The following is a 21,993-nucleotide window of genomic DNA, read 5'->3' on the forward strand; positions in this document are numbered from 1 at the left end:
AAGCGGAACCATGTCGCATGCAATGCCCGACCGGCTTCTGCCTGGCTCGCCGTATCCGCTCGGAGCCAGTTGGGACGGCCTTGGCGTCAACTTTGCAGTGTTCTCGGCGAACGCGCAGAAAATCGAGCTTTGCCTGTTCGATCCCACGGGTCGCAAGGAGATCAAGCGCTACCCGCTGCCCGAATGCACTGACGAAGTGTGGCACGGCTATCTGCCTAACGCGCATCCGGGCACCGCTTACGGCTTTCGCGCGCACGGTCCGTATCAGCCGCAGCATGGGCATCGTTTCAATCCGCACAAGCTGCTGCTCGATCCGTACGCGCGCAAGCTCGTCGGCCAGTTCCGCTGGTCGGATGCGTTGTTCGGTTATCGCGTGCATTCGAATCGCGCGGATCTTTCAATCGACCGGCGCGACTCGGCGCCCGCGATGCCCAAATGCGTCGTGATCGACGAAGCGTTCGACTGGTCGCACGACAAGCGCCCTGATGTGCCGTGGGGCGAAACCATTATTTATGAAGCGCATGTGCGCGGCGCGTCGATGCTGCGCCCCGATTTGCGTCAGCATGAACGCGGTACGTTCGCGGCGCTGTCGTCACCGGACTTTATCGAGCATTTGCTGAAGCTCGGTGTGACCGCCGTCGAATTGCTTCCCGTACATGCATTTCTGAACGACCGCTTCCTGGTTGAACGCGGCCTGCGCAACTACTGGGGCTACAACACAGCGGCATTCTTCGCGCCCGAGCCGTCGTATCTCAGCACGCACCGGCTCGACGAAATGCGCATTGCCGTGCGCCAGTTGCACGCGGCCGGCATCGAAGTGATTCTCGACGTGGTGTACAACCACACGTGCGAAGGCAACGAAATGGGCCCGACCGTCTCATGGCGTGGCCTCGACAACGCAAGCTACTACAGGCTGATTCCCGGCGACGAACGGCACCATATCAACGACACCGGCTGCGGCAACACGGTGAATCTGCCGCATCCGCGCGTACTGCAAATGGTGATGGATTCACTGCGCTACTGGTCGACGGCGTTCAATATCGACGGCTTCCGTTTCGATCTCGGCGTAACGCTCGGGCGCGAGCAGCATGGTTTCGATCCGGGCTCGGGCTTCTTCGATGCGCTGCGCCAGGACCCGATCCTCTCGCAGCGCAAACTGATTTCGGAGCCGTGGGACATCGGTCCGGGCGGTTATCAGCTTGGCAATCATCCACCGGGTTTTGGCGAATGGAACGACCGTTTCCGCGATACCGTGCGCCGTTTCTGGCGTGGCGACGCGGGCCTGCGGCCGGATCTCGCAGCGCGCCTGACCGGTTCTGCCGATTTCTTCAACCGGCGTTTCAGGAAGCCGTGGGCGTCGATCAATTTCGTCGCGTCGCATGACGGTTTTACGCTTGCCGACATTACTGCGTATGAGCACAAGCACAACGAGGCGAATCGCGAAGGCAACAACGACGGTCACAACGAGAATTGCAGCAGCAACTGGGGCGTGGAAGGACCGACCGACGACCCGGCGATTCTCGAAACCCGAAAACGCGTGGCGCGCTCGATGATGGCCACGCTGCTCGTCGCACTCGGCACGCCGATGATGCTCGCTGGCGACGAATTGTTGCGCACGCAGAACGGTAACAACAATGCGTACTGCCAGGATAACGAATTGTCCTGGATCAACTGGGAAGCCGCGCAAGCGCCGGACGGCCGCCAGATGACCGAATTCGTGGCGCGCGTGATCGCGCTGCGCAAACGGCATCCGCTGCTGCGCGAAACGCGTTTTCTGTTTGGCGACCGTGAAGTGTTGCCGGGGCTTTTCGACATCGGCTGGTTCGACGAGAAAGGCGATCCTCTGACGATCGAAGCCTGGCAGGATCCGGAAGGACGCGCATTCACATTGCGGCGCGCAGGTCCGGGCCTGAATGGCGAAACGGAAGTATTGTTGATGATGCTCAACGCGAGCGCGGAAGGGCTGCGTTTTACGCCCCCTGCGCCGCACCTGGAATGGCACGTGCTGTTAGACACTGCGGATACGGAAAGCGCGCCGCACCGGCTCGCCGCGTTGGATATCGAAGTCGCGGCGCATGGCCTCGTGATACTGGCCGCGCAACCGGTCGGCGAGGCCGACTGGCAAGCGGGCTGGATAGCCGGCGCGCAGCATGGGCCACGTCTGTTGACTGCCCTGCCGCCCGATCCCGGCGAGCATCCGCCGACGAGCGACTCGTCGCCGACCACGTAGATCGCGGCGGCGATGCCGCCAACGGCGTGTGAGCAATCCGACAGCAAAACCGAATGGTGAAGAGTCATGTCAGAAAATCCAATCGACCCACACGCGCATCATTACGCTCATTGCCTGCCGTTTGGCGCGCAATTGCTGGGTCCCAAAGGGACGAGCCCACGCACACGGTTTCGTTTCTGGGCGCCGTCGTGCAAAAGCGTTCAGGTTGAAATCGAGAACGGCCCCGCGATAGGCGCGCATGAAATGACGCCGGCGGGAAACGGCTGGTTCGAAGCGAGCGTGGAAAGCGGCGCGGGCACGCTGTATCGCTTCCGTCTGGACGACGGCAATGCGGTGCCCGATCCGGCGTCGCGCTTCCAGCCGCAAGACGTACATGGCCCGAGCGAAGTCATCGACCCGCGCGCGTATCGTTGGGAACATACGGACTGGCATGGCCGTCCGTGGGAAGAAACGGTGTTGTACGAGCTGCATGTCGGCGCAATGGGCGGCTATGCAGGCGTGCAGAAGCGCTTGCCGGCGCTCGCTGCGCTTGGCGTGACCGCCATCGAACTGATGCCGTTGAACGATTTTCCCGGCAAGCACAACTGGGGCTATGACGGCGTGCTGCCGTACGCGCCCGACTCCGCTTACGGCCGTCCCGAAGAACTCAAAGCGCTGATCGACGCCGCCCACGGTCTCGGCCTGATGGTGTTTCTCGACGTGGTCTACAACCACTTCGGACCTGACGGCAACTACCTGCATGAATACGCGCGGTCGTTTTTCCGCGAAGGCACGCATACGCCGTGGGGCCCGGCAATCGACTTCGACCGCACTGAAGTCAGCGATTTCTTTACGGACAACGCCATCTACTGGATCAACGAATATCGCATTGACGGGTTGCGTTTCGACGCCGTCCACGCCATCGACAATCACGCATGGCTGCGCGAGCTTTCCGATCATATCCGCGCGCACGTCCAGCATGGCCGCCACGTGCATCTCGTGCTCGAAAACGAGCACAACAGCGCGAGCCTGCTCGAGACGCACTTCGACGCTCAATGGAACGACGACGCGCACAACACGCTGCACGTGCTGCTGACCGGCGAAACCGAAGGCTATTACCACGCCTACGAAGATCAGCCGATTCGCCGTCTCGCGCGCGTGCTGTCCGAAGGTTTTGCGTATCAAGGCGATCCGTCGCCGATTCATGACGGTGCGCCGCGCGGCGAATCGAGCGGGCATCTGCCGCCGACGTCGTTCGTCATGTTCCTGCAGAACCACGATCAGATCGGCAATCGCGCATTCGGGGAGCGCCTGCGCAAGCTGACCTCGGACGACGCATTGCGCGCGGCGACGGGGTTGCTGCTGCTGTCGCCGCAAATTCCGCTTTTGTTCATGGACGAAGAGTACGGCTCCACGCAGCCGTTCCTGTTCTTCACCGACTACACCGGCGATCTCGCCGACGCCGTGCGTGAAGGACGCCGCCGCGAGTTCGCGCGCTTCTCGTCGTTCAGCGATGAGAAACGCCGTGCGCAAATTCCCGATCCGAACGACGCCGGGACGTTCGCCGCATCGTCGCCGCCGGAGACCGCTACGGCATCCGCGCAGGACGACGAAGCGAAAGACCGGCTGGACTGGATGCACTTCTACAAGTCCGCGCTAGCGGTACGCGCCAAACTGATTACGCCGCGACTGAAACACGGCAAGGCACTCGGCGCAACGGTGCTCACCGACGAGAACGGCGCTGACGCGAACGCGTTGATTGCGCGCTGGAAACTCGGCGACGGCGAGACGTTGTCGTTCGCGCTCAACTTGTCGAAGCAGAGTGTGCCGTTCAACGACGTGCCCGCGGGCAAGGTCATTTTCGAAACGCCGCCGCGCGTGCGCGAACAGATCGATGCGAACGTGTTGCCGCCGAATGCGTTCGTCGCATGGCTGACGGGCGACATCAACGACTACGCGAGCGGTCACGATGCGCGCGTTGTCGGCAAAGAGGAGCGCCGCACGTGAGTACCCGACGCCCTAACGACACGATAGCCACACTTGCGACGCGCGCCGGCTTCGAGGTGGAGTGGGAAGACGCGCATCGCAAGGTGCATCGTGTGCCCGAGAACACGCTTGCAGTGCTGCTGGAACGGATGGGCTTGCCATGCGGCAATGCCACGCAGATCCGCCAGAGCGCCGCCGCGCTCGAAGCCGAACTGTCGGGCCGCAAGCTGCCGCCGCTCATGACCGCGGAAGTCGGGCGCGGCATAGCATTGCCTGCGTCGGCGCTGAAGTCGGGCAGCCACTACCGGATCGAGCTGGAGAGCGGCTCGATCATCGACGGACGCTTTACCGCGCCCAAAGGCGAGCAGGCTTTGCTCGCGCCGATCGACGAACCCGGCTATCACACGCTCGTGATTCACGAACAGCGCGTCACGCTCGCGGTCGCGCCGTCGCGTTGCTATACCGTCGACGACGCGTGGCGCGCCTTGCGCAACGACGACGGCGGTGACGACGCCAGGACTCCGCCGCTATGGGGCATCGCCGCGCAGCTGTACGGCCTGCGACGCACGGGCGATGGAGGCATTGGCGATTATTCGGCGCTCTCGCAATTTGCGACGCAAAGCGCGAAGCACGGCGTGCATGCGCTTGCCGTCAGCCCGACGCACGCCATGTTCAGCGCGGAGCCGAATCGCTTCAGCCCGTATTCGCCGTCGTCGCGTTTGTGGCTGAACGTCACGCACATAGATCCGGCCGCCGTGTTCGGAGCAGACGCTGCACGCGCCGCGATGGAGTCCGCGCAAGCCACCGACGCGTGGACGCAACTCGAAGCCTTGCCGCTGATCGACTGGCCGAACGCCGTGGTGCTGAAGCTGAAAGTCTTGCGCGCGCTGTTCGAGAATTTCTGCAGCCAGGAACGTGCGCAAGGCGGCAAGCAGGACACGCCACGCGCACTGGAATTTCACGGATTCTGCGAACGCGCGGGACGTGCGCTCGAAGACCACGCGCGTTTCGAAGCGCTACAGGCAGCGCAACTCGCACAAGGCGGCCACGGTCATTGGCGAAACTGGCCTGAGGCCTTGCGCGATCCGCGCAGTCCCGAAGTCGATGCGTTCGCCGAAGCGAATCGCCATGAAGTCGACTTCCATCTGTTCCTGCAATGGCTCGCGGCCAAGGGGTTGTCGCACGCGCAGCACGCAGCGCGCGAGGCAGGCATGGCCGTCGGGCTGATCGCCGACCTCGCGGTGGGATGCGACAGCGCCGGCAGCCATGCATGGTCGTATCGCGACGACATGCTGCAAGGCGTGTCTGTCGGCGCACCGCCCGACCTGTTCAATCAGGCCGGTCAGAGCTGGGGACTCACCACCTTCTCACCGCGCGCGATGCGCACGCAAGGCTTCTCGGCTTTCATCGACATGTTGCGCGCCGCATTCGCGCATGCCGGCGGCATTCGCATCGATCACATTCTCGGTTTGCGGCGTCTGTGGCTCGTGCCCGAAGGCGAAAGCGCGCGCGACGGCGCTTATCTGCGCTATCCGCTCGAAGACCTCTTGCGTCTTATCGCGCTCGAATCGTGGCGGCATCGCGCGATTGTGATCGGCGAAGATCTCGGGACCGTGCCGCCCGGCTTCCGCGAACGCCTCGACGATCATGGCATTGCCGGCATCCGCGTGCTGTGGTTCGAGCGTGACGAAGACGGCACCGGCTTCAAGCCGCCGCAGTCCTGGGACCGCAACGCGGTCGGCACGACCACGACTCACGATCTGCCGACCGTCGCCGGTTGGTGGCGCGGCAGCGACATTACGTGGCGCAACAAGATTGGGCAGACGACGGCGCGCGCCGACGGCCGCGATCCGGAAGAAGCGGCGCAGGAAGAGCGCGCGAGCGACCGCGCCGAATTGTGGCGCGCGTTCCAGCAAGCCGGCGTCGCCGCGCCCGATGTCGAAGCGCCGCCGCCCGAGAGCCCGCCCGTCGATGAAGCCCTCGCATTCGTTGCGGCGACGCCGAGCCCGCTCGTCACATTTCCGCTTGAAGACCTGCTCGGTCAGACCGACCAGCCGAACCTGCCGGGTTCGATCGACGAGCATCCGAACTGGCGCCGTCGCGGGAATCTGTCTGTAGACGAGATGTTTGAAGACGACAATTTCTGCGACCGCCTTCTCGCCGTCGATCGGGCCCGCAGCACCGCGACCGTTTCTAATCCATCAGCCAACACTTCTTCGGGGCCTGACACGCCATGACCGTCCCGCGCTCCACTCTTCGCCTCCAGTTTCACCGGGGCTTTACGTTCGACGACGCCGCGAAGCACGTCGACTACTTCGCGGCGCTCGGCATTAGCCATGTGTACGCGTCGCCCATTACCACGGCCGAGCCAGGCTCGATGCACGGCTACGACACCGTCGATTACACCCAGGTCAGCGCCGAATGCGGCGGCGAGGCAGGCTTGAAGCGCCTCGTCGACAAACTCCACGCGCGCGACATGGGCCTTATCGTCGACATGGTGCCGAACCATATGGGCGTCGGCGGATCGAGCAACGCGTGGTGGCTCGATATCCTTGAATGGGGGCGACATAGCGCCTATGCACGTCACTTCGATGTCGACTGGCATTCGCCCGATCCGGCTTTGCGCGGCAAGGTGTTGCTGCCGACACTCGGCGGCCCGTATGGCGATGAACTCGCGTCGGGCCGTATCGCGTTGCACTTCGCGGCCGATAGCGGACGCTTTTATGTCGGCTACGGGCCGCACGTCTTTCCGGTGTGTCCGACCGACTACGCGTCGATTCTGCAGAGCGCCGACCGCGCCGATCTCAGCGCACTCGCCGAACGCTTCCATGGACTGACGACGCAGCCCGCGGATCAGCCGCGCGCCGCCGAAGGGCGCGACGCTTTGCGTGAGTTCGTCGCGCAAAACGGCAAGTCGGCAATCGATTCCGTGATCCAGACGTATTCCCCCGAAGATCCGGTCACGCGCGACCGCCTGCATCGGCTGCTCGAGCGTCAGCACTTCCGTCTCGCGTGGTGGCGCACCGCCGCGGACGAAGTCAACTGGCGGCGCTTCTTCGATATTTCGACGCTCGCCGCGGTGCGCGCCGAGCGGCCGGAAGTATTCGAAGCTGCGCATGCGCTGGTCTTTCGCCTGTATCAAGAAGGCACGATCGACGGTTTGCGGATCGACCACGTCGATGGACTCGCCGAGCCTCGCGAGTACTGTCAGCGGCTGCGGCAACGTCTGACAGAGTTACGCGACACCACGCCGTATGTAGTCGTCGAAAAGATTCTTGCGCGCGGCGAACCGCTGCGCGACGACTGGCCGGTGGACGGGACCACCGGCTACGACTTCATGAACGATGTGGGCGCGTTGTTGCACGACCCGGCGGGCGCAGAGCCGCTTGCGCAGGCGTGGACCGAACTCACGGGACGCAGCGCGAATTTTGCGGACGAAGCACTCGTCGCACGGCGCAAGGTTCTTGCGGAAAATCTTTCGGCGGAACTCGACCGCGCGGCGCGAGCGCTGCATCGCATTGCGCGCGACTCGCTCGCCACGCGCGATTACACCTTCACGACATTGCGCCGGGTGCTGACCGAACTGGTCGTGCATTTTCCGGTGTACCGCATTTATCCGCAAAACGGTCTACGCAGTGCCGCCGACAATGTGTTTTTCGAGCAGGCGCTGGCCGGCGCGCGCGCGACGCTTTCTCGCGCCGATCATGGCGTGCTCGAGCGCGTCAATGCATGGCTCGGCGGCAGCGTGGACGAGGCGCCCGCCGGGCGTCATGGCCAGCCTCAGCAAGGGCAGAACGGTGCACCGCCGAACCATGCGGGTTCGGCTCGGCGCACCGCGCAGACGCTGTTCTCGCAGTTGACTGCACCGGTTGCGGCGAAGGCCGTCGAAGATACCGCGTGCTATCGCTACGGGCGGCTGTTGTCGCGTAACGAGGTGGGTGCCGATCCGGGAGAATTTGCGTTGTCGGTCGAGCAGTTTCATGCGGGCAATGTCGAGCGCTCGCAGCGCTTTCCTTACGCGATGCTCGCAACAGCGACCCACGATCACAAGCGCGGCGAAGACGTGCGCGCACGGCTCGCGGTACTCAGCGAGATCGCGCACGAGTGGAGCGCGACCTCGCGTGCATGGTCGACGTTGAATGCGCCGCACCGGCGTTCGCCTGAAGGCTCGCCGATCAGCAGCGTTGCACAGGACACTAGCTACGACTGGGCGCCCGGCCCCGCCGCTGAAGCGATGCTGTATCAGACGCTGGTCGGTTGCTGGCCACCGGACCTGAAGCCGGACGACGAAGCGGGCGTCAAGGCATTGGCTGAGCGCGTCGCGCAATGGCAACTCAAAGCACTGCGCGAAGCCAAGCTGCAGACCAACTGGTTCGCACCCGACGAAGCGTATGAAGCCGGTTGCCGCGACTTCCTGTTCGACATCATGGCGCCGCAGCGGCGCGACGGCTTCCTCAAGGAGTTGGCCGCGTTCGTCGCACGGATTTCACGCGCCGGCGCGGTCAACAGTTTGCAGCAGACTGTCTTGCGGCTCGCATCGCCTGGGATTCCGGATCTTTATCAAGGTACCGAGTTGTGGGACTTTAGTCTCGTCGATCCGGACAATCGCCGGCCCGTCGATTTCGAGCAGCGTGCGAGCTGGCTTGCCCAGGCGCCGCCTTCGGAGTTTCTGTCGACGTGGCGTAATGGACGTGTGAAGCTCGCCGTCGTGCAGCGAGTGCTTGCATTGCGTGCGCATCTGCCGGAGTTGCTGAGCCAGGGCACGTACCTGCCGCTAACCGTGCGGGGCGCGCATGCGTCGAATGTGATTGCATTCGCGCGGCGACATGGGAATGCGTGGGCCGTCGTCATAGCGAGCCGGCTCGCGGCCGGCTTGCTCGGCGAAGAAGGCGATCTGCCGATGGTCGATCCGGAGAAATGGCAAGACACGGCGGTCGAGATGCCGGCGGATCTGTCAGCGCGAGCGTTATTCGACTGGCTGAGTCCGGCTGCGCCGAAGGTCGATGAAAACGGTTTGCTGTATTTGCGCGATGCCCTTGCGGCAATGCCGATTGCAGTGCTCGTCGAGGACGGCGTGCCGCGCAATTGAGAGCGGGCGTGATTGCGGGCGTGATTGCCGGCTTGCCGAACCGGAACGAAGGCGGTGTTGGAGTCGTGAGACTCTAGCCGCCTTCGTCGTCGAAGACCTTGGGGTACACGCGCACCAGCACGATGCGCGGACCCTTCATCTTTTTCACGACGACGTCGAAGCGATCGAATTCGACTCGCTGCCCTTCTGTAGGCAGATCGTTGAGCGCCTGAATGACGAGCCCGCCAACCGATTCGGCCTTGCCTTCATCGATGTCGATACCCAGCGCGCGCTCCAGCGACACGACCGGCAAGCTGCCCTTGCCCATCAACGTGCCGTCGTCCATGCGAGTCCAGTCGGCGTCGCCCTGACGGAATTCGTCGTGAATCTGGCCGACCAGCGCGCCGAGCAGGTTGTCGAGCGTGAGGAAACCGATAGGCTTCGAGTTCTTGTGACCGACCAGCGCGAAGTGCGGCGCACCCTTGCGGAAGCGGCGAAACAGTTCGAGCGCCGGCATTTCCGGCTTGACGTATTGAACGGGGCGCGCGTACTGCGAGAGATCGTCGAGCGTACTGCCGGCGTGGCGGGCCAGCAGCAGGTCCTTCAAATGGATCATGCCGGCTACGCGCTCGCCTGAGGCGTCCTCGAACAATGGGTAGCGGCTAAAGCGATGCCGCGCCACAACCTGCATGTTCTCGCGCAGTGGCAAGTCGAGCCGCAAGCCGATCATTTCATACGACGGCCGCATCAGGTCGGACACCGTCATGCGCGAAAAGTCCAGCGAATGCGCAATGGTGTTCCACTCGTCCTGGCTATACGCGTCTTCCGGCGCGCCGCGTTCCGATGCAACGTTGGTGCGGCGGCTGCGCAGAATCAGCTTCAGCTCGTCGGTGGAGTAGTGGGAGTCGTGTGCATGGTCGGCGTTCAGACCGGCGAGCCTCAGCACCGCATTGGCACTTGTGTTGAGCACCCAGATGGCCGGATACATTGCCCAATAAAAGCCGTACAGCGGCGTGGCGGCCCACAGAGAAACCTTCTCCGCTTCGCGAATTGCGAGCGACTTCGGCGCAAGTTCTCCCACCACGATATGCAGAAACGAAATACACGAAAACGCGAAGAAAAGCGAAATGCCGTGGATCAGTTTCTCGGATTCCACGCCGGCAAGGCTGAAAAGCGGCGTGAGCAGTTCGGCAAACGCAGGCTCGCCGATCCAGCCCAGGCCGAGCGACGCGAGCGTAATGCCCAACTGACAGGCCGACAGATAAGCGTCGAGGCGGCCATGCACCTTGGCGAGCAGACGTCCGCGCATGCCGTGCCTTTCGGCGAGGCTCTGCACGCGCGTCTGCCGCAGTTTGACCAGGCCGAATTCGGCCGCAACAAAGAAACCGTTCAGGGCGACGAGAAACAACGCACCGATAAGGGCGACAACCTGGATCAAAGCGGAGGGCTCCGGCGACAAAAGTTGTCAGTATAGAGGTTGAAAGCTCGCCGAAAAGTTAATCGCGAACAACACGTGCAAGGGCGCGGCCGTTCATCGGGGCGACGACGCGCTCAACGGAACACGCAAAGCGAGCGTGGCCGGCGCGGTTTCAGTGGCGTCATGCTGGTCGAAGCTGCCGCCGTGCGCCTGCGCGACACGCTTGCAGAGCGCAAGTACCCATGCGATGCGGTTAGCTTCCCGCGTTTCCCGGGCCTGCTTGCGCGCGAACGCTTCGAGCACATGAGGCAGCGACGGATCGTCCAGTGCGGCGCTCGTCTGGTACGTGACAGCCGCATGCCAGCTGGTCGCATCCGCGCGCGATTCCAGCGTGATAGTCGCGTCTTCTGCGCTGGATTCGACGGCAAACGTGAGCATCAGCCACAGCGCGGCGGCAAGACGCTCGCGATCGCCATTCAGTTGCTCGGTGGCGAGCTGCGAGTTGATTGCGATCTCCACGCGCCGCGAACGCGCGAGTGCCGAGCGTACCTCTTCGGCGGTTTCATCGAGCAGCGGATGAAGCGGGAACGGCTCATAAACGAGCGCGAGCGTTTTGGTCTCGGCGCGCGTGGCGTCGACGATCGTTTCGAGCAGCTTGACCTGCTGGTCCACGCCATTGCGGATGCCGGTGACCGCGCGCTGCGAATTGGGATCGTTGGCGTCGAGCTTGCGTTCGAGCACGTAAGCCCAGCTATGGATAGCGTTCAACGGACCACGCAGATCGTGCGATACCAGCGAGAGCACGTGGTCGCGCATGAACAGCGCGGTTTCAGCGCGCAAATGCGCGGTGCGTTCGGATACGGCGAAGCCGGAAGTCACCGGTTGTGCGCCAGCGGATCCGGTTGAAGACGTTGTCACGATCGACCTCTCTGGCAATGCATCATGATTGGGGAGCCCCATTATAGGCATGCCGCCGGGCGTCACCACCCTGGCCGGATGGACGGCTGGAACGCAATCGTCGTGCCACGCGGCATTGTTCGACCGCACCACGTCAACGCGCCTACAATGTCGGTTTCACGTTTTTGAACTGAGGAGCGACATATGTCGACTGTGACTACCGAATCCGGCTTGAAGTATGAAGACATCGTTGAAGGAACGGGCGCGGAAGCGGTTGCTGGCAAGACCGTCAGCGTGCACTACACCGGCTGGCTGACCGATGGCCAGAAGTTCGACTCGAGCAAGGACCGCAATGATCCGTTTGCGTTCGTGCTGGGCGGCGGCATGGTCATCAAGGGCTGGGACGAAGGCGTGCAAGGCATGAAGGTCGGCGGAACGCGCAAGCTGACCATTCCGCCGCAACTCGGCTACGGCGTGCGTGGCGCAGGCGGCGTGATTCCGCCCAACGCGACGCTCGTGTTCGAAGTCGAATTGCTCGACGTCTAAATCGTCGTTGCTGTTCGCCATGGCGCCTTTCCGATGACGCACGCCGTTGTTACCGCACCGAGCGTTTCGCTGCGCCGCTTCGAGGCGGCGCAAGCGTCGGACGTGCACGACTTTCACCAGGTCGTACTCGGGCTCCATGGCGCGATGGTGATGTCGGTGGACGGTGTCGCGCAACGCATCGACGCACACTGCGCCTGGCTCATTCCCGCGGGCGCGCGGCACGATTACGCGGGCCTCGGCGAGAACCGGCAGCTGGTGCTGGATCTTCCGGCTACGACGCTCGCTGTGCCCGAGCGTCTGTTTGACCGTGCGCGAGCCGTCGCCGTCGACGCGCCGCTTACCGAACTTATTCAGCGCATTGCGTCGCGGGCCGCGAACGGTGCGCCGGCGGACGATCTCGACGCCCGTCGTTTCCATTGGGATGCTGCCGCACGTCTGGGCGCGGCGCTGGTGGCGGGCGCGGCGATGAAATGCACCGACGCCGACGCGCCGGCCGCGGGACTCGACTTCGCGAGAATCGACCGCTGGCTGCGCGCGCATTTATCAGAGCCGCTACGTATCGCCGATCTCGCCGCGCATTGCGGCTTCGGCATGCGGCGGTTCCACCAGCTTTTTATCGAAGCGTTCGGCGAAACGCCGCATCGCTATTTGCAGCGGCTGCGGCTCGATACGTCGCTCACGCTACTCGCCGATCCGCGGCTTTCGCTGACCGACATTGCGTTGGACATCGGCTTCGGCGATCAAAGCGCTTATACGCACGCGTTCACGCGACGGTTTGGTCTCGCGCCCGGTCAATGGCGCGCGTTGCGGCATTGAGCATCGCGCAGTTGAGCGTTGACCAATGACGCGGTGACACGCCAAGCTTTGGGGCATGAAAAAGGCGCGCTGACCGACCATCTCAGCGCGCCATGTACCACTCTTTTCGATAACGCAGACTGCCTCAGCCTGCCAGACCGCGCTCCAGATCGGCGCGGATATCCGCTGCGTTTTCCAGCCCCACGGCGAGTCGAATCAACCCTTCCGTAATGCCTGCAGCAGCGCGCGCTTCGGGCGTCACGCGGCCATGGGTTGTCGTCGCCGGATGGGTGATAGTCGTGCGTGTGTCGCCGAGATTGCCGGTGATCGAGCAGATTTTCGTGCTGTCGATTACGCGCCAGGCGTTCGCTCGCATCTGTTCCGGCGTGTCGCCCTTCAACTCGAACGAGACGATCGCGCCGCCCGCCTTCTGCTGACGCATGGCCAGCGCGTGTTGCGGATGCGATTCGAGGCCAGGATAAAACACGCGCTTTACGGAGGGATGGTCATCGAGCCAGCGTGCAATTTCGAGCGCGTTCGCCGACTGCTTTTCGACGCGCAGCGACAGCGTTTCCATGCCCTTGAGCAACACCCATGCATTGAAGGCGGACAAGGTCGGCCCGGCGCTCCGCACGAACGGAAACACCTTTTCCATGATGAACTTCTTCGAGCCGACCAGCGCGCCGCCCAGCACTCGCCCCTGGCCGTCGAGGAACTTGGTGGCCGAATGCATGACGACGTCGGCGCCAAGCTTCAGCGGCTGTTGCAAGGCCGGGCTGCAGAAACAGTTGTCGACCACGAACAACGCATTGGCGGCTTTGGCGATCTTGCTGATGGCTTCAATGTCGGCAACCTCGGTCAGCGGATTCGACGGCGTTTCGAGGAAGAACATCTTCGTCTCCGGACGCACGGCGTTTTTCCACGCGTCCAGATTCGTCGGATCGACAAACGTGGTGGTAATGCCGAACTTGCTGAAAATCTGCGAGAACATGCCGAGCGTGGAACCGAACAACGCCTGCGAACTGACCAGGTGGTCGCCCGCTTGCAGCGTGGACATCACGACGGACATGATCGCCGCCATGCCGGAAGCAGTCGCCATGCACGCTTCGCCGCCTTCGAGCGCGGCCAGACGGTCCTGGAACATCGAGACGGTCGGGTTGGTGAAGCGCGAATACGTGTAATAGTCCTCGGAATTCTTGAAGCGCTCGGCGGCGTCCGCGGCGCTCGCGAAGACGAAGCTCGACGTCAGGAATATCGCTTCCGAATGCTCGTTGAAGTCGCTGCGCACCGTGCCCGAGCGGACTGCCAGCGTATCGAAGTTCAGGGAGTCGTCCATGTTCGTTGTGGTTTCCAATGTTCCATGACTGCATTCGGTGCGCGGCTAGTATGCGGTTGTATGCAGCGAAACCGCGGCCGAACGGCAGCAACAAAAAAGCCCGCTTCTGTGCCGGCGCTTTTGCGTCGGTACAAGCGGGCTTCATATGCGGGGGAAAGCTGGAGCGGAGGCGGATGGTTGCGGCTTGTCCACCATTCGCTTTAGCTGTTTTGGGTTGCCCCGCGTCCGCAAGCTGAGATCAAATCGACGCAAGCTGCCATGCTAACACGCTCGCGGCGCGGCGTGCAGCGAGGCGCGCCATGCCGCGAACGCCAGCTCTGAACTCAGCCCACCGACAACTGCAAATGCAGCTGCGAGCGCGCTGGGCCGCCACCGTCGATCGCTTCGCTCGCGGCGTCGCGATCCGACTGCGAAGACGGTGCGAGACGCGCGGTTTCGATGCGGTCGAGATACTCCGTGGTCACGTCGCCGGTCACGTAGTTGCCGTCGAAACACGACGCCTCGAATTCCTTCAGCGCCGGATTGATGTCACGAACGGCCTGCTTGAGCGCGTCGACGTCCTGATAGACGAGATGGTCCGCGCCGATCATGCGTGCCACTTCTTCGTCCGAGCGGCCATGAGCGACGAGTTCGCCGCGCGTCGGCATGTCGATACCGTAGACGTTCGGGAATTTCACCGGCGGCGCGGCCGAAGCAAAAATCACCTTGTTCGCGCCGGCATCGCGCGCCATCTGCACGATTTCATGCGAGGTGGTGCCGCGCACGATCGAGTCGTCCACGATCAGCACGTTTTTGCCCTTGAACTCGATGCCCATGGCGTTCAGCTTCTGGCGCACCGACTTCTTGCGCACGGCCTGGCCCGGCATGATGAACGTGCGGCCGACATAACGGTTCTTGAAGAAACCTTCGCGATACTCCACGCCCAGCTTCTTCGCGACCTGCATCGCGGCCGGACGGGACGAGTCGGGAATCGGCATCACGACGTCGATTGCGACGTCAGGCAGCTCGCGCCGGATCTTCTCGGCGAGATAGTCACCCATGCGCAGACGCACGTTGTAGACCGGCACGCCGTCGAGCACCGAATCCGGACGCGCCAGATACACGAGCTCGAAAATGCACGGGTTCAAGCTGGGGTTCGTCGCGCACTGCTGCGAATGCAGATTGCCTTCGATGTCGATGAAAATCGCTTCGCCCGGCGCGATATCACGCACGAATTCAAAACCGATACCTTCAATCGCCACCGACTCCGACGCGAGAATCCATTCGACGCCTTCCGCCGTTTCCTGCTTGCCGAGGCAAAGCGGGCGAATGCCGAACGGATCGCGGAAGCCGAGCAGGCCGTAGCCGGCGATCAGCGAAACGATCGCATACGAACCGCGCACCCGGCGATGCACACCCGACACGGCCTTGAAGAGCGCAGCCGGATCCAGTTGCAGGCCCGAGCTCGAAAGCTGCAATTCGTGCGCGAGCACGTTGAGCATGACTTCCGTGTCGGAATTCGTGTTGATGTGGCGGCGATCGATGCGGAACATCTCATCTTTCAGCTGCTGCCAGTTGGTCAGATTGCCGTTGTGCGCGAGGATGATGCCGAACGGCGCGTTCACGTAGAACGGCTGGGCTTCTTCTTCGCTCGACGCCGAGCCGGCGGTCGGGTAGCGCACCTGGCCGATGCCGGTGTTGCCCGGCAGGCTGCGCATGTTGCGCGTGCGGAACACGTCGCGCACCATGCCGTTGGCCTTGTGCATGTGGAAATTGCTGCCGTTCGCCGTGGCGATGCCGGCGGCGTCCTGACCGCGGTGCTGCAGCAGCAGCAGGCTGTCATAGATCAGCTGGTTGACCGGAGAATGGGAAACTACGCCTACGATGCCGCACATGGCATGTCCTTCAAAGGTACGAAATTCGTCAGAGCGGCCGGTGCCTCGCAAGCGCACGATATGACGCGCGGGTTCGCGACATGATGTAGAGGCAGCCGGTTTGAGCCGGATTCCTGCGGCGTTCCTTAGACACTCGTTTGCTCGTCACACGCGGACGTAGGCAGCGAGCGTCTCCGGAAGCAGCGGTTTCATTACGTGCACGCCCTCTACCGCATATGGCCGCAGCAAGGCGTTGCGCCAGAATTCCTGTTGAGGCAATTCGGTCAAGCCTGCGAGGGCGACCAGAATCAGCACCAGAACGACCCCACGCACGAGGCCGAACATCAAACCGAGCGAGCGGTCCACGCCGCTCAGGCCGGTAGCCTGCACGATGCGGCCAAGCAGCGCGTTCAGCACGCTCGCCACCAGCACCACACCGATCGCCACCAACGCGAAGGCCAGCAGCCACTGTGTCAACGCGCCGCCCGGCCACGTGGACGGGATATACGGCACGACATAACCGACGAAGCGGCAAGCAATGAAAAACGCCGCAATCCAGCCGATGAGGCCGAACACCTCGGACAAAAACCCGCGCCACGTGCCGCGCAAGGCCGACAAACCGATCACCGCCATTACAGCGTAGTCGAAGGCAGTGAACATCGCTCGCTTACTGTGCAGCGCCGTTGTTCGCGCCCGACGACAGGCCGGCCTCACGAACCTTTGCAATTGCGGCACTTGCCGCTGCCCGGTCCGCGAACGGGCCGGCACGCAAAAGTGTGAGCGTTGTGCCGTCAGCCTGTTTCCGATGTTCGGTATATGCGGGCACTCCGGCCGCTTTCAACTTGGTTGCCCAACTGCGCGCATTCGCTTCGTTGGCAAAAGCGCCGAGCTGCACAGCGAAACGGCTGCCTGGCGGCGACGCCGGCGTGCCCGAATTCGCGTCCGTATTGGCGACGGCGTTGGATTCCTCCGCCGATGGCGCGGCGGACGTTGCATTGCTGCGCGGTGCGGGCTTGCTGGCCGGCTTCGCGGCAACGGCTGGCGCCGCGGTGGCTGGCGCAGGTGCAGGCGCGGCGTTGGCGGCAACGGCGGGTGCCTGCGGCTTCACAGCCGGCTTGGCGGCGGGCGCAGGATTCGCGCTCGCTTCCGCCGGCTTGGCGTCCTGCTTTGCTTCCTGCGTGGCGTTCTTCTTTGCGCCGCCTGACTGCGTTTGCGCAGACGAAGTAGCGGGCGCGAGGCCCGAAGCCGCGAGCGCTGAGTCGGGCGTCGGATTGTCCGGCGCTACGCCAGCCTGAGTGTCTTCCTCGCGCCGCGCGAGCTTGGGCGCCGGGCGACTCGGAATGTCGATGGAGATGTCGTCTGTGACAGGCTTCGGATGCGAGTCGAGCACCATGGGCAGCACGACCACGGCCGCGACGACCATTGCGATTGCACCAACCAGCCGACGCCGCGCGCGCTGCTTTTCGGGCAACGTGGGGTCGAGCAGCATCGCATCGGCGTCGACGGTGCGCTCCGTGCGGCGGGTTCGCCGCTCCACGCGCTCGCTACGGGCAGCCCGGGTGGAACTGGTGTTTGCGTCGCGCCGGCTGGGCGCGTCGTCTTTCTTGCCGAACGAGAAAATTCCCATGAATCGCTTGGTTCGAGCGTGGCGCCCGTTCAGTGTTGCTGCGATTTACGGTAGGCCATAACGCCGGCTACCGTATAGAAACTGCCGAAAACCACGATTCTATCATTCTCTGACGCCCGCTTTAGCGCATCTTGGTACGCCTCGGCTGGCGTGGCGTAGCGCGTCACGGTGCTGTCGGCGCTGTCGCCCACGCCTTGCGCGTGCAAGGCGGCTTCCAGTTCTTCCGCCGATGCCGCTCGCGGCGTCGGCAAATCGGTCACACACCAGTGGTCGATCTCGCCCTTCAGGTGCGCGAGCACGCCGGCAATATCCTTATCGCCCATCATGCCGAACACGCCGTACGTGTACGGAAAAAAGCCCATATTGCCGAGATTCTGGCTCAGCACGGCGGCCGCATGCGGATTGTGGCCGACGTCCAGCACGACTGCCGGTTTGCCCGGCAGGACCTGGAAACGTCCGGGCAATTCGACGTTCGCGAGACCGAGCCGGATGTCCTGGGCCGAGACCGGCAGACGGTCGCGGAGTGCCTCCAGCCCGGCCAGCGCCGCGGAGGTATTGATCAACTGATTCGCGCCGCGCAGCGCCGGATAGGCGAGCGCGGACCGCCGCAGCGTAGGGCCGACGTAGCTCCATTGCTGGCGCTCGCTGCCGGCCTGCCCTTCGTAGCGGAAATCGCGGCCGAATAACCACAAATCGGCGCCAATCTGGTCGGCATAGTCGATCAGCGTTTGCGGCGGGACCGGGTCCGCGCAGATCGCCGGCTTGCCCGCCCGGAAAATGCCAGCCTTCTCGAGCGCGATTTTCTCTCGCGTGTCGCCGAGGTATTCCGTGTGGTCGATGTCGATGCTCGTGATGATCGCGCAATCGGTGTCCAGAATGTTCACCGCGTCGAGGCGGCCACCCAGACCGACTTCGAAAATCACCGCGTCCAGTCCGCGCGACGCAAATAGGCTCATGATCGCCAGCGTCGTGAATTCGAAGTAAGTGAGCGAGACCGGCTCGGCAAGGCTCGCCCGTGCGGTTTCGACCTTTTCGAAGTGCGACAGCAGTTCGGCGTCGCTCGCCATCTCGCCGTTTATCCGCGCGCGCTCGTTGAACGACAGCAAATGCGGAGAAGTATGACAACCCACGGTAAAACCGGCGCGCAGCAGGATCGATTCGAGGATCGCGCACGTCGAGCCCTTGCCGTTCGTTCCGCCGACCGTGATCACCGGGCACGCGAACGACAGTTCCATCGCGTCGCGCACCTGACTGATGCGCGTGAGACCCATGTCGATGCCGACCGGATGCGCGGATTCAAGGTGCGTGAGCCACGCGTCGAGGGTGGGGAATGTGGTCATCGGGTGAATCGCGAGAAAATCATTGAGCGGTGCGACGAACATGCGCGGGACGGCGCATGGTGCTGCAGGTGAGTCCGTGATTATCCCGGAAATGGCAGCGCGCCGCTTGATTGCTCACGCGGCGCGCTGTTTTTACTGCATTTCAACGAGGACGGTGTTCGACGGGCGTTCCCGTCAAGCGCTGCTTACGCGACGGCGTCCGCCGGCTGATGGCTCAGCAACGCCATCAATTGAGCGAGTTCCTCGCGCAGCTTGCGACGGTCCACGATCATGTCGATCGCGCCCTTCGTCAGCAGGAACTCGGCGCGCTGGAAGCCTTCCGGCAGTTTTTCACGCACGGTTTGTTCGATCACACGCGGGCCGGCGAAGCCGATCAGCGCCTTCGGCTCCGCGATCACGACGTCGCCGAGGAACGCAAAACTCGCCGAGACACCGCCCATGGTCGGGTCGGTCAGCACCGAGATGAAGGGTAGCTTGGCTTCGGCCAGCTTGGTCAGCATGGCGGTGGTTTTCGCCATTTGCATCAGCGAGAGCAGGCTTTCCTGCATCCGCGCGCCGCCCGAAGCGGTGAAGCAGATGAACGGCACTTTTTGCTCGAGCGCGTTCTGGGCGCCGCGCGCAAAGCGCTCGCCGACCACCGAACCCATCGAGCCGCCCATGAACGAGAATTCGAAGCAGGCCACGACGACTGGCAGCGTGTGGATCGCGCCGCCCATGACGACCATTGCGTCGGTTTCGTCGGTGTCGTCCATCGCCTCTTTCAGGCGATCGGGGTACTTGCGGCTGTCTTTGAACTTGAGCGCGTCGACCGGGACGATTTCCTGACCGATTTCGTAGCGGCCTTCAGGATCCAGCAAGCCGTCCAGCCGCTCGCGCGCGCCGATACGCATGTGGTGATCGCACTTCGGGCAAACGTGCAGATTCGCCTCGACGTCGTTGCGGTACAGCACGGCTTCGCACGACGGGCACTTGATCCACAGGCCTTCCGGAATCCCCTTGCGGTTTTTCGGGTCGGTTTGTTTGATTTTCGGCGGCAGCAGCTTATCGAGCCAGCTCATATTCAATCCTTCTGGGGTCAACGGTCGAGCAAACGGCGGGACAAACCCGCCGCTCGCACTACAGACGACAAAATTACTGTTATCGGGCGGTCGCGACGCTATCGAGCGCTTCGCGCACTTCGGCGACGAAGCGTGTGAGCGTCCCGGCGGCGGCTTCGGGAGCCGTCTGCTCGAGCAATTGCACGATACGGCTGCCGATCACAACGGCGTCGGATACTTCGGCCACGAGACGCGCCGTTTCGGCGTCACGGATGCCAAAACCGACGCCCACCGGCAAGGGCACGCGCGACTTGATGGCCGGGATTTTACTCGCGATGCTGGAAACGTCCAGATTTGCTGCTCCGGTCACGCCTTTCAGCGATACGTAATAGACGTAGCCGCTGGCTATTTTGCCGACTTCCGCGATACGTTCGTCGGTCGACGTGGGCGCAAGCAAAAAGATCGGGTCGATGCCCGCGGAGCGCATTTTTTCGGCGAAGTTAGCGCATTCTTCCGGCGGATAGTCGACTACCAGCACACCGTCGACGCCCGCTTCCTTCGCTGCCTTCGCAAAGGCTTCCGCGCCCATGCGTTCGATGGGATTGGCGTAGCCCATCAACACGACCGGCGTGGTGTCGTTGGTCTCGCGGAAGCGTTTTACGTCGGCGATCACGTGGCGCAGCGACACGCCGTGTGCGAGTGCCCGCTCGGACGACTGCTGGATGACCGGACCGTCCGCCATTGGGTCGGAAAACGGCACGCCGAGCTCGATCACATCGGCGCCGCCGGCGGCAAGCGCGTGCATGAATTCGACCGTGCGGGCTGGATCCGGATCGCCGGCCGTCATGAAAGGAATCAGGCCTTTTTTGCCTTGCGCTGACAGCGCGTCGAACGTGTTCTTGATACGGGACATGGAGTTATTCTCGATTAAGCGACTGCTGCGCTGGCGCTCGGCGCGTTGCGTCATTGAACTTCCGTTTGCCGCTGAGCCTTGGGTTTGGCCGGCCGACGCGTTGCGGGCGCGGAAGCAGCCGCGCTCACGCGTTCGCGCGCTATCGCGCAGTAACTTTCATTGATCTCATAGCCGACGAATTCGCGCTGCTGACGGGCGCAAGCGACTGCGGTGGTGCCGCTGCCCATGAAAGGATCGAGCACGCGGCCGCCCTTCGGACAACTTGCCAGCACCATTCGCTCGACAATTTCCAAAGGCTTTTGCGTGGGATGATCGACGCGCTCGGCGTGCTGCCGGTGCAGCCTCGATACAGACCAGACGTCCTTTGGATTATAGCCAAGCTCCAGCCACTTACTGCCCTCGAACAACTTACGCGAACGCGCCTTCTTCGTGACTGCATCGTACGGGATGCGGACGGGATCGAGGTCGAAATAGTAATCTTTCGACACCGCGAAAAAGCCGATGTTGTCATGCACCGAAGTAAACCGGCGCACCGTTCCGCCCATGCTCGGCACACGCCGGTCCCAGATGATTTCGTTGATCATCGTGAGCTTTGTCTTCAGGAAGCTGAAGATTTCCGGCGCGTACTGCCACGTGCAAAAGATATAAAGCGAGCCCGACGGCTTGAGCTTCGGGATTGCCAGCTCCAGCCAACCACGCGTCCAGGCGAGAAAATCGTCGCCGGTTCGCATGTCGGAGTCGTTGCCGTAATCCTTGCCGAGCCCATATGGCGGATCGCACAGGATCAGGTCGATCGACCCGTCGGGAATGTTCGCTACATCGGTCAGAAAATCGCGGTTCAGCAACTGGATGCCCGCAGGCACCTGCGGCAAAAACAGAGCAGGCGCCTCGGGCGTCAGTGGCGCGCCGGCCGGCGGTATGTCAGTGGTCGCCGGTTGCGGCTCGTCGAACTCGTCACGCATCGGTGCG

16 protein-coding genes are annotated in these 21,993 nt (G+C 63.1%); 6 read left to right on the plus strand and 10 right to left on the minus strand.

The genetic code is table 11. The annotated features are described in order from the left end of the window. Nucleotides 1-10: 10 nt before the first annotated feature. The 4 genes from glgX to treY all read left to right on the plus strand — a co-directional run bounded on the left by glgX (nt 11) and on the right by treY (nt 9,284). Nucleotides 11-2,230 (plus strand): glycogen debranching protein GlgX, encoded by a 2,220-nt coding sequence (gene glgX, locus H281_RS0131105; RefSeq protein WP_020071038.1) that lies wholly within the window; start codon nt 11-13, stop codon nt 2,228-2,230. 66 nt (nt 2,231-2,296) lie between these two features. Next, on the plus strand, nt 2,297-4,216 hold the full coding sequence (gene treZ, locus H281_RS0131110; protein ID WP_020071039.1) for a malto-oligosyltrehalose trehalohydrolase: 1,920 nt from the start codon (nt 2,297-2,299) through the stop codon (nt 4,214-4,216). Further along, nucleotides 4,213-6,432: a 4-alpha-glucanotransferase gene (gene malQ, locus H281_RS0131115; RefSeq protein WP_020071040.1), complete on the plus strand. Its 2,220-nt coding sequence runs from the start codon at nt 4,213-4,215 to the stop codon at nt 6,430-6,432. The genes treZ and malQ overlap by 4 nt, the downstream gene beginning before the upstream one ends. Beyond that, a complete protein-coding gene (gene treY, locus H281_RS0131120; RefSeq protein WP_020071041.1) occupies nt 6,429-9,284 on the plus strand; it encodes a malto-oligosyltrehalose synthase in 2,856 nt (951 codons plus the stop codon). Before malQ ends, treY begins: the two co-directional genes overlap by 4 nt. 73 nt (nt 9,285-9,357) lie before the next feature. On the opposite strand, the gene H281_RS0131125 is transcribed toward treY, so the two are convergent. Next, the gene (locus tag H281_RS0131125) at nt 9,358-10,701 is read right to left on the minus strand and encodes a hemolysin family protein (protein WP_020071042.1); all 1,344 of its coding nucleotides are present in this window, start codon (nt 10,699-10,701) and stop codon (nt 9,358-9,360) included. A 93-nt stretch (nt 10,702-10,794) separates the two neighbouring features. Then, the gene (locus tag H281_RS0131130) at nt 10,795-11,598 is read right to left on the minus strand and encodes a sensor histidine kinase (protein WP_027805098.1); all 804 of its coding nucleotides are present in this window, start codon (nt 11,596-11,598) and stop codon (nt 10,795-10,797) included. A gap of 183 nt (nt 11,599-11,781) precedes the next feature. Between H281_RS0131130 and H281_RS0131135 the strand changes: the two genes are divergently transcribed. Together H281_RS0131135 and H281_RS0131140 are read left to right on the plus strand one after the other, a co-directional pair. Continuing rightward, nucleotides 11,782-12,123 carry an FKBP-type peptidyl-prolyl cis-trans isomerase gene (locus H281_RS0131135; RefSeq protein ID WP_006047612.1) on the plus strand — a complete coding sequence of 114 codons (342 nt, stop codon included), beginning with the start codon at nt 11,782-11,784 and terminating at the stop codon, nt 12,121-12,123. A gap of 33 nt (nt 12,124-12,156) precedes the next feature. After that, nucleotides 12,157-12,939 (plus strand): AraC family transcriptional regulator, encoded by a 783-nt coding sequence (locus H281_RS0131140; protein ID WP_020071044.1) that lies wholly within the window; start codon nt 12,157-12,159, stop codon nt 12,937-12,939. A gap of 124 nt (nt 12,940-13,063) precedes the next feature. Here the strand turns inward: H281_RS0131140 and H281_RS0131145 are convergent, their stop codons facing one another. From H281_RS0131145 to H281_RS0131180, 8 genes are all read right to left on the minus strand, one after another. Next, nucleotides 13,064-14,254, minus strand: coding sequence for an O-succinylhomoserine sulfhydrylase (locus H281_RS0131145; protein WP_020071045.1), 1,191 nt, complete (start codon nt 14,252-14,254; stop codon nt 13,064-13,066). 323 nt (nt 14,255-14,577) lie between these two features. Further along, nucleotides 14,578-16,128, minus strand: a complete 1,551-nt coding sequence (purF, locus tag H281_RS0131150) for an amidophosphoribosyltransferase (RefSeq protein ID WP_020071046.1) — start codon at nt 16,126-16,128, stop codon at nt 14,578-14,580. A gap of 144 nt (nt 16,129-16,272) precedes the next feature. Further along, entirely contained in the window at nt 16,273-16,767 is a 495-nt protein-coding gene (locus H281_RS0131155) for a CvpA family protein (protein WP_020071047.1), read from the minus strand. A gap of 7 nt (nt 16,768-16,774) precedes the next feature. After that, the gene (locus H281_RS0131160) at nt 16,775-17,734 is read right to left on the minus strand and encodes an SPOR domain-containing protein (RefSeq protein ID WP_020071048.1); all 960 of its coding nucleotides are present in this window, start codon (nt 17,732-17,734) and stop codon (nt 16,775-16,777) included. Nucleotides 17,735-17,763: 29 nt separating this feature from the next. Further along, nucleotides 17,764-19,074, minus strand: coding sequence for a bifunctional tetrahydrofolate synthase/dihydrofolate synthase (gene folC, locus H281_RS0131165; RefSeq protein WP_027805099.1), 1,311 nt, complete (start codon nt 19,072-19,074; stop codon nt 17,764-17,766). A 185-nt stretch (nt 19,075-19,259) separates the two neighbouring features. Next, entirely contained in the window at nt 19,260-20,132 is an 873-nt protein-coding gene (gene accD / locus H281_RS0131170) for an acetyl-CoA carboxylase, carboxyltransferase subunit beta (protein WP_012428630.1), read from the minus strand. Nucleotides 20,133-20,211: 79 nt separating this feature from the next. Next, nucleotides 20,212-21,024, minus strand: a complete 813-nt coding sequence (gene trpA / locus H281_RS0131175) for a tryptophan synthase subunit alpha (protein ID WP_027805100.1) — start codon at nt 21,022-21,024, stop codon at nt 20,212-20,214. A 50-nt stretch (nt 21,025-21,074) separates the two neighbouring features. Next, nucleotides 21,075-21,986, minus strand: a complete 912-nt coding sequence (locus H281_RS0131180; protein WP_020071051.1) for a DNA-methyltransferase — start codon at nt 21,984-21,986, stop codon at nt 21,075-21,077. Between the last annotated feature and the right edge of the window lie 7 nt (nt 21,987-21,993).

This window comes from Paraburkholderia caledonica (assembly GCF_000383275.1).
GTDB lineage: Bacteria > Pseudomonadota > Gammaproteobacteria > Burkholderiales > Burkholderiaceae > Paraburkholderia > Paraburkholderia caledonica.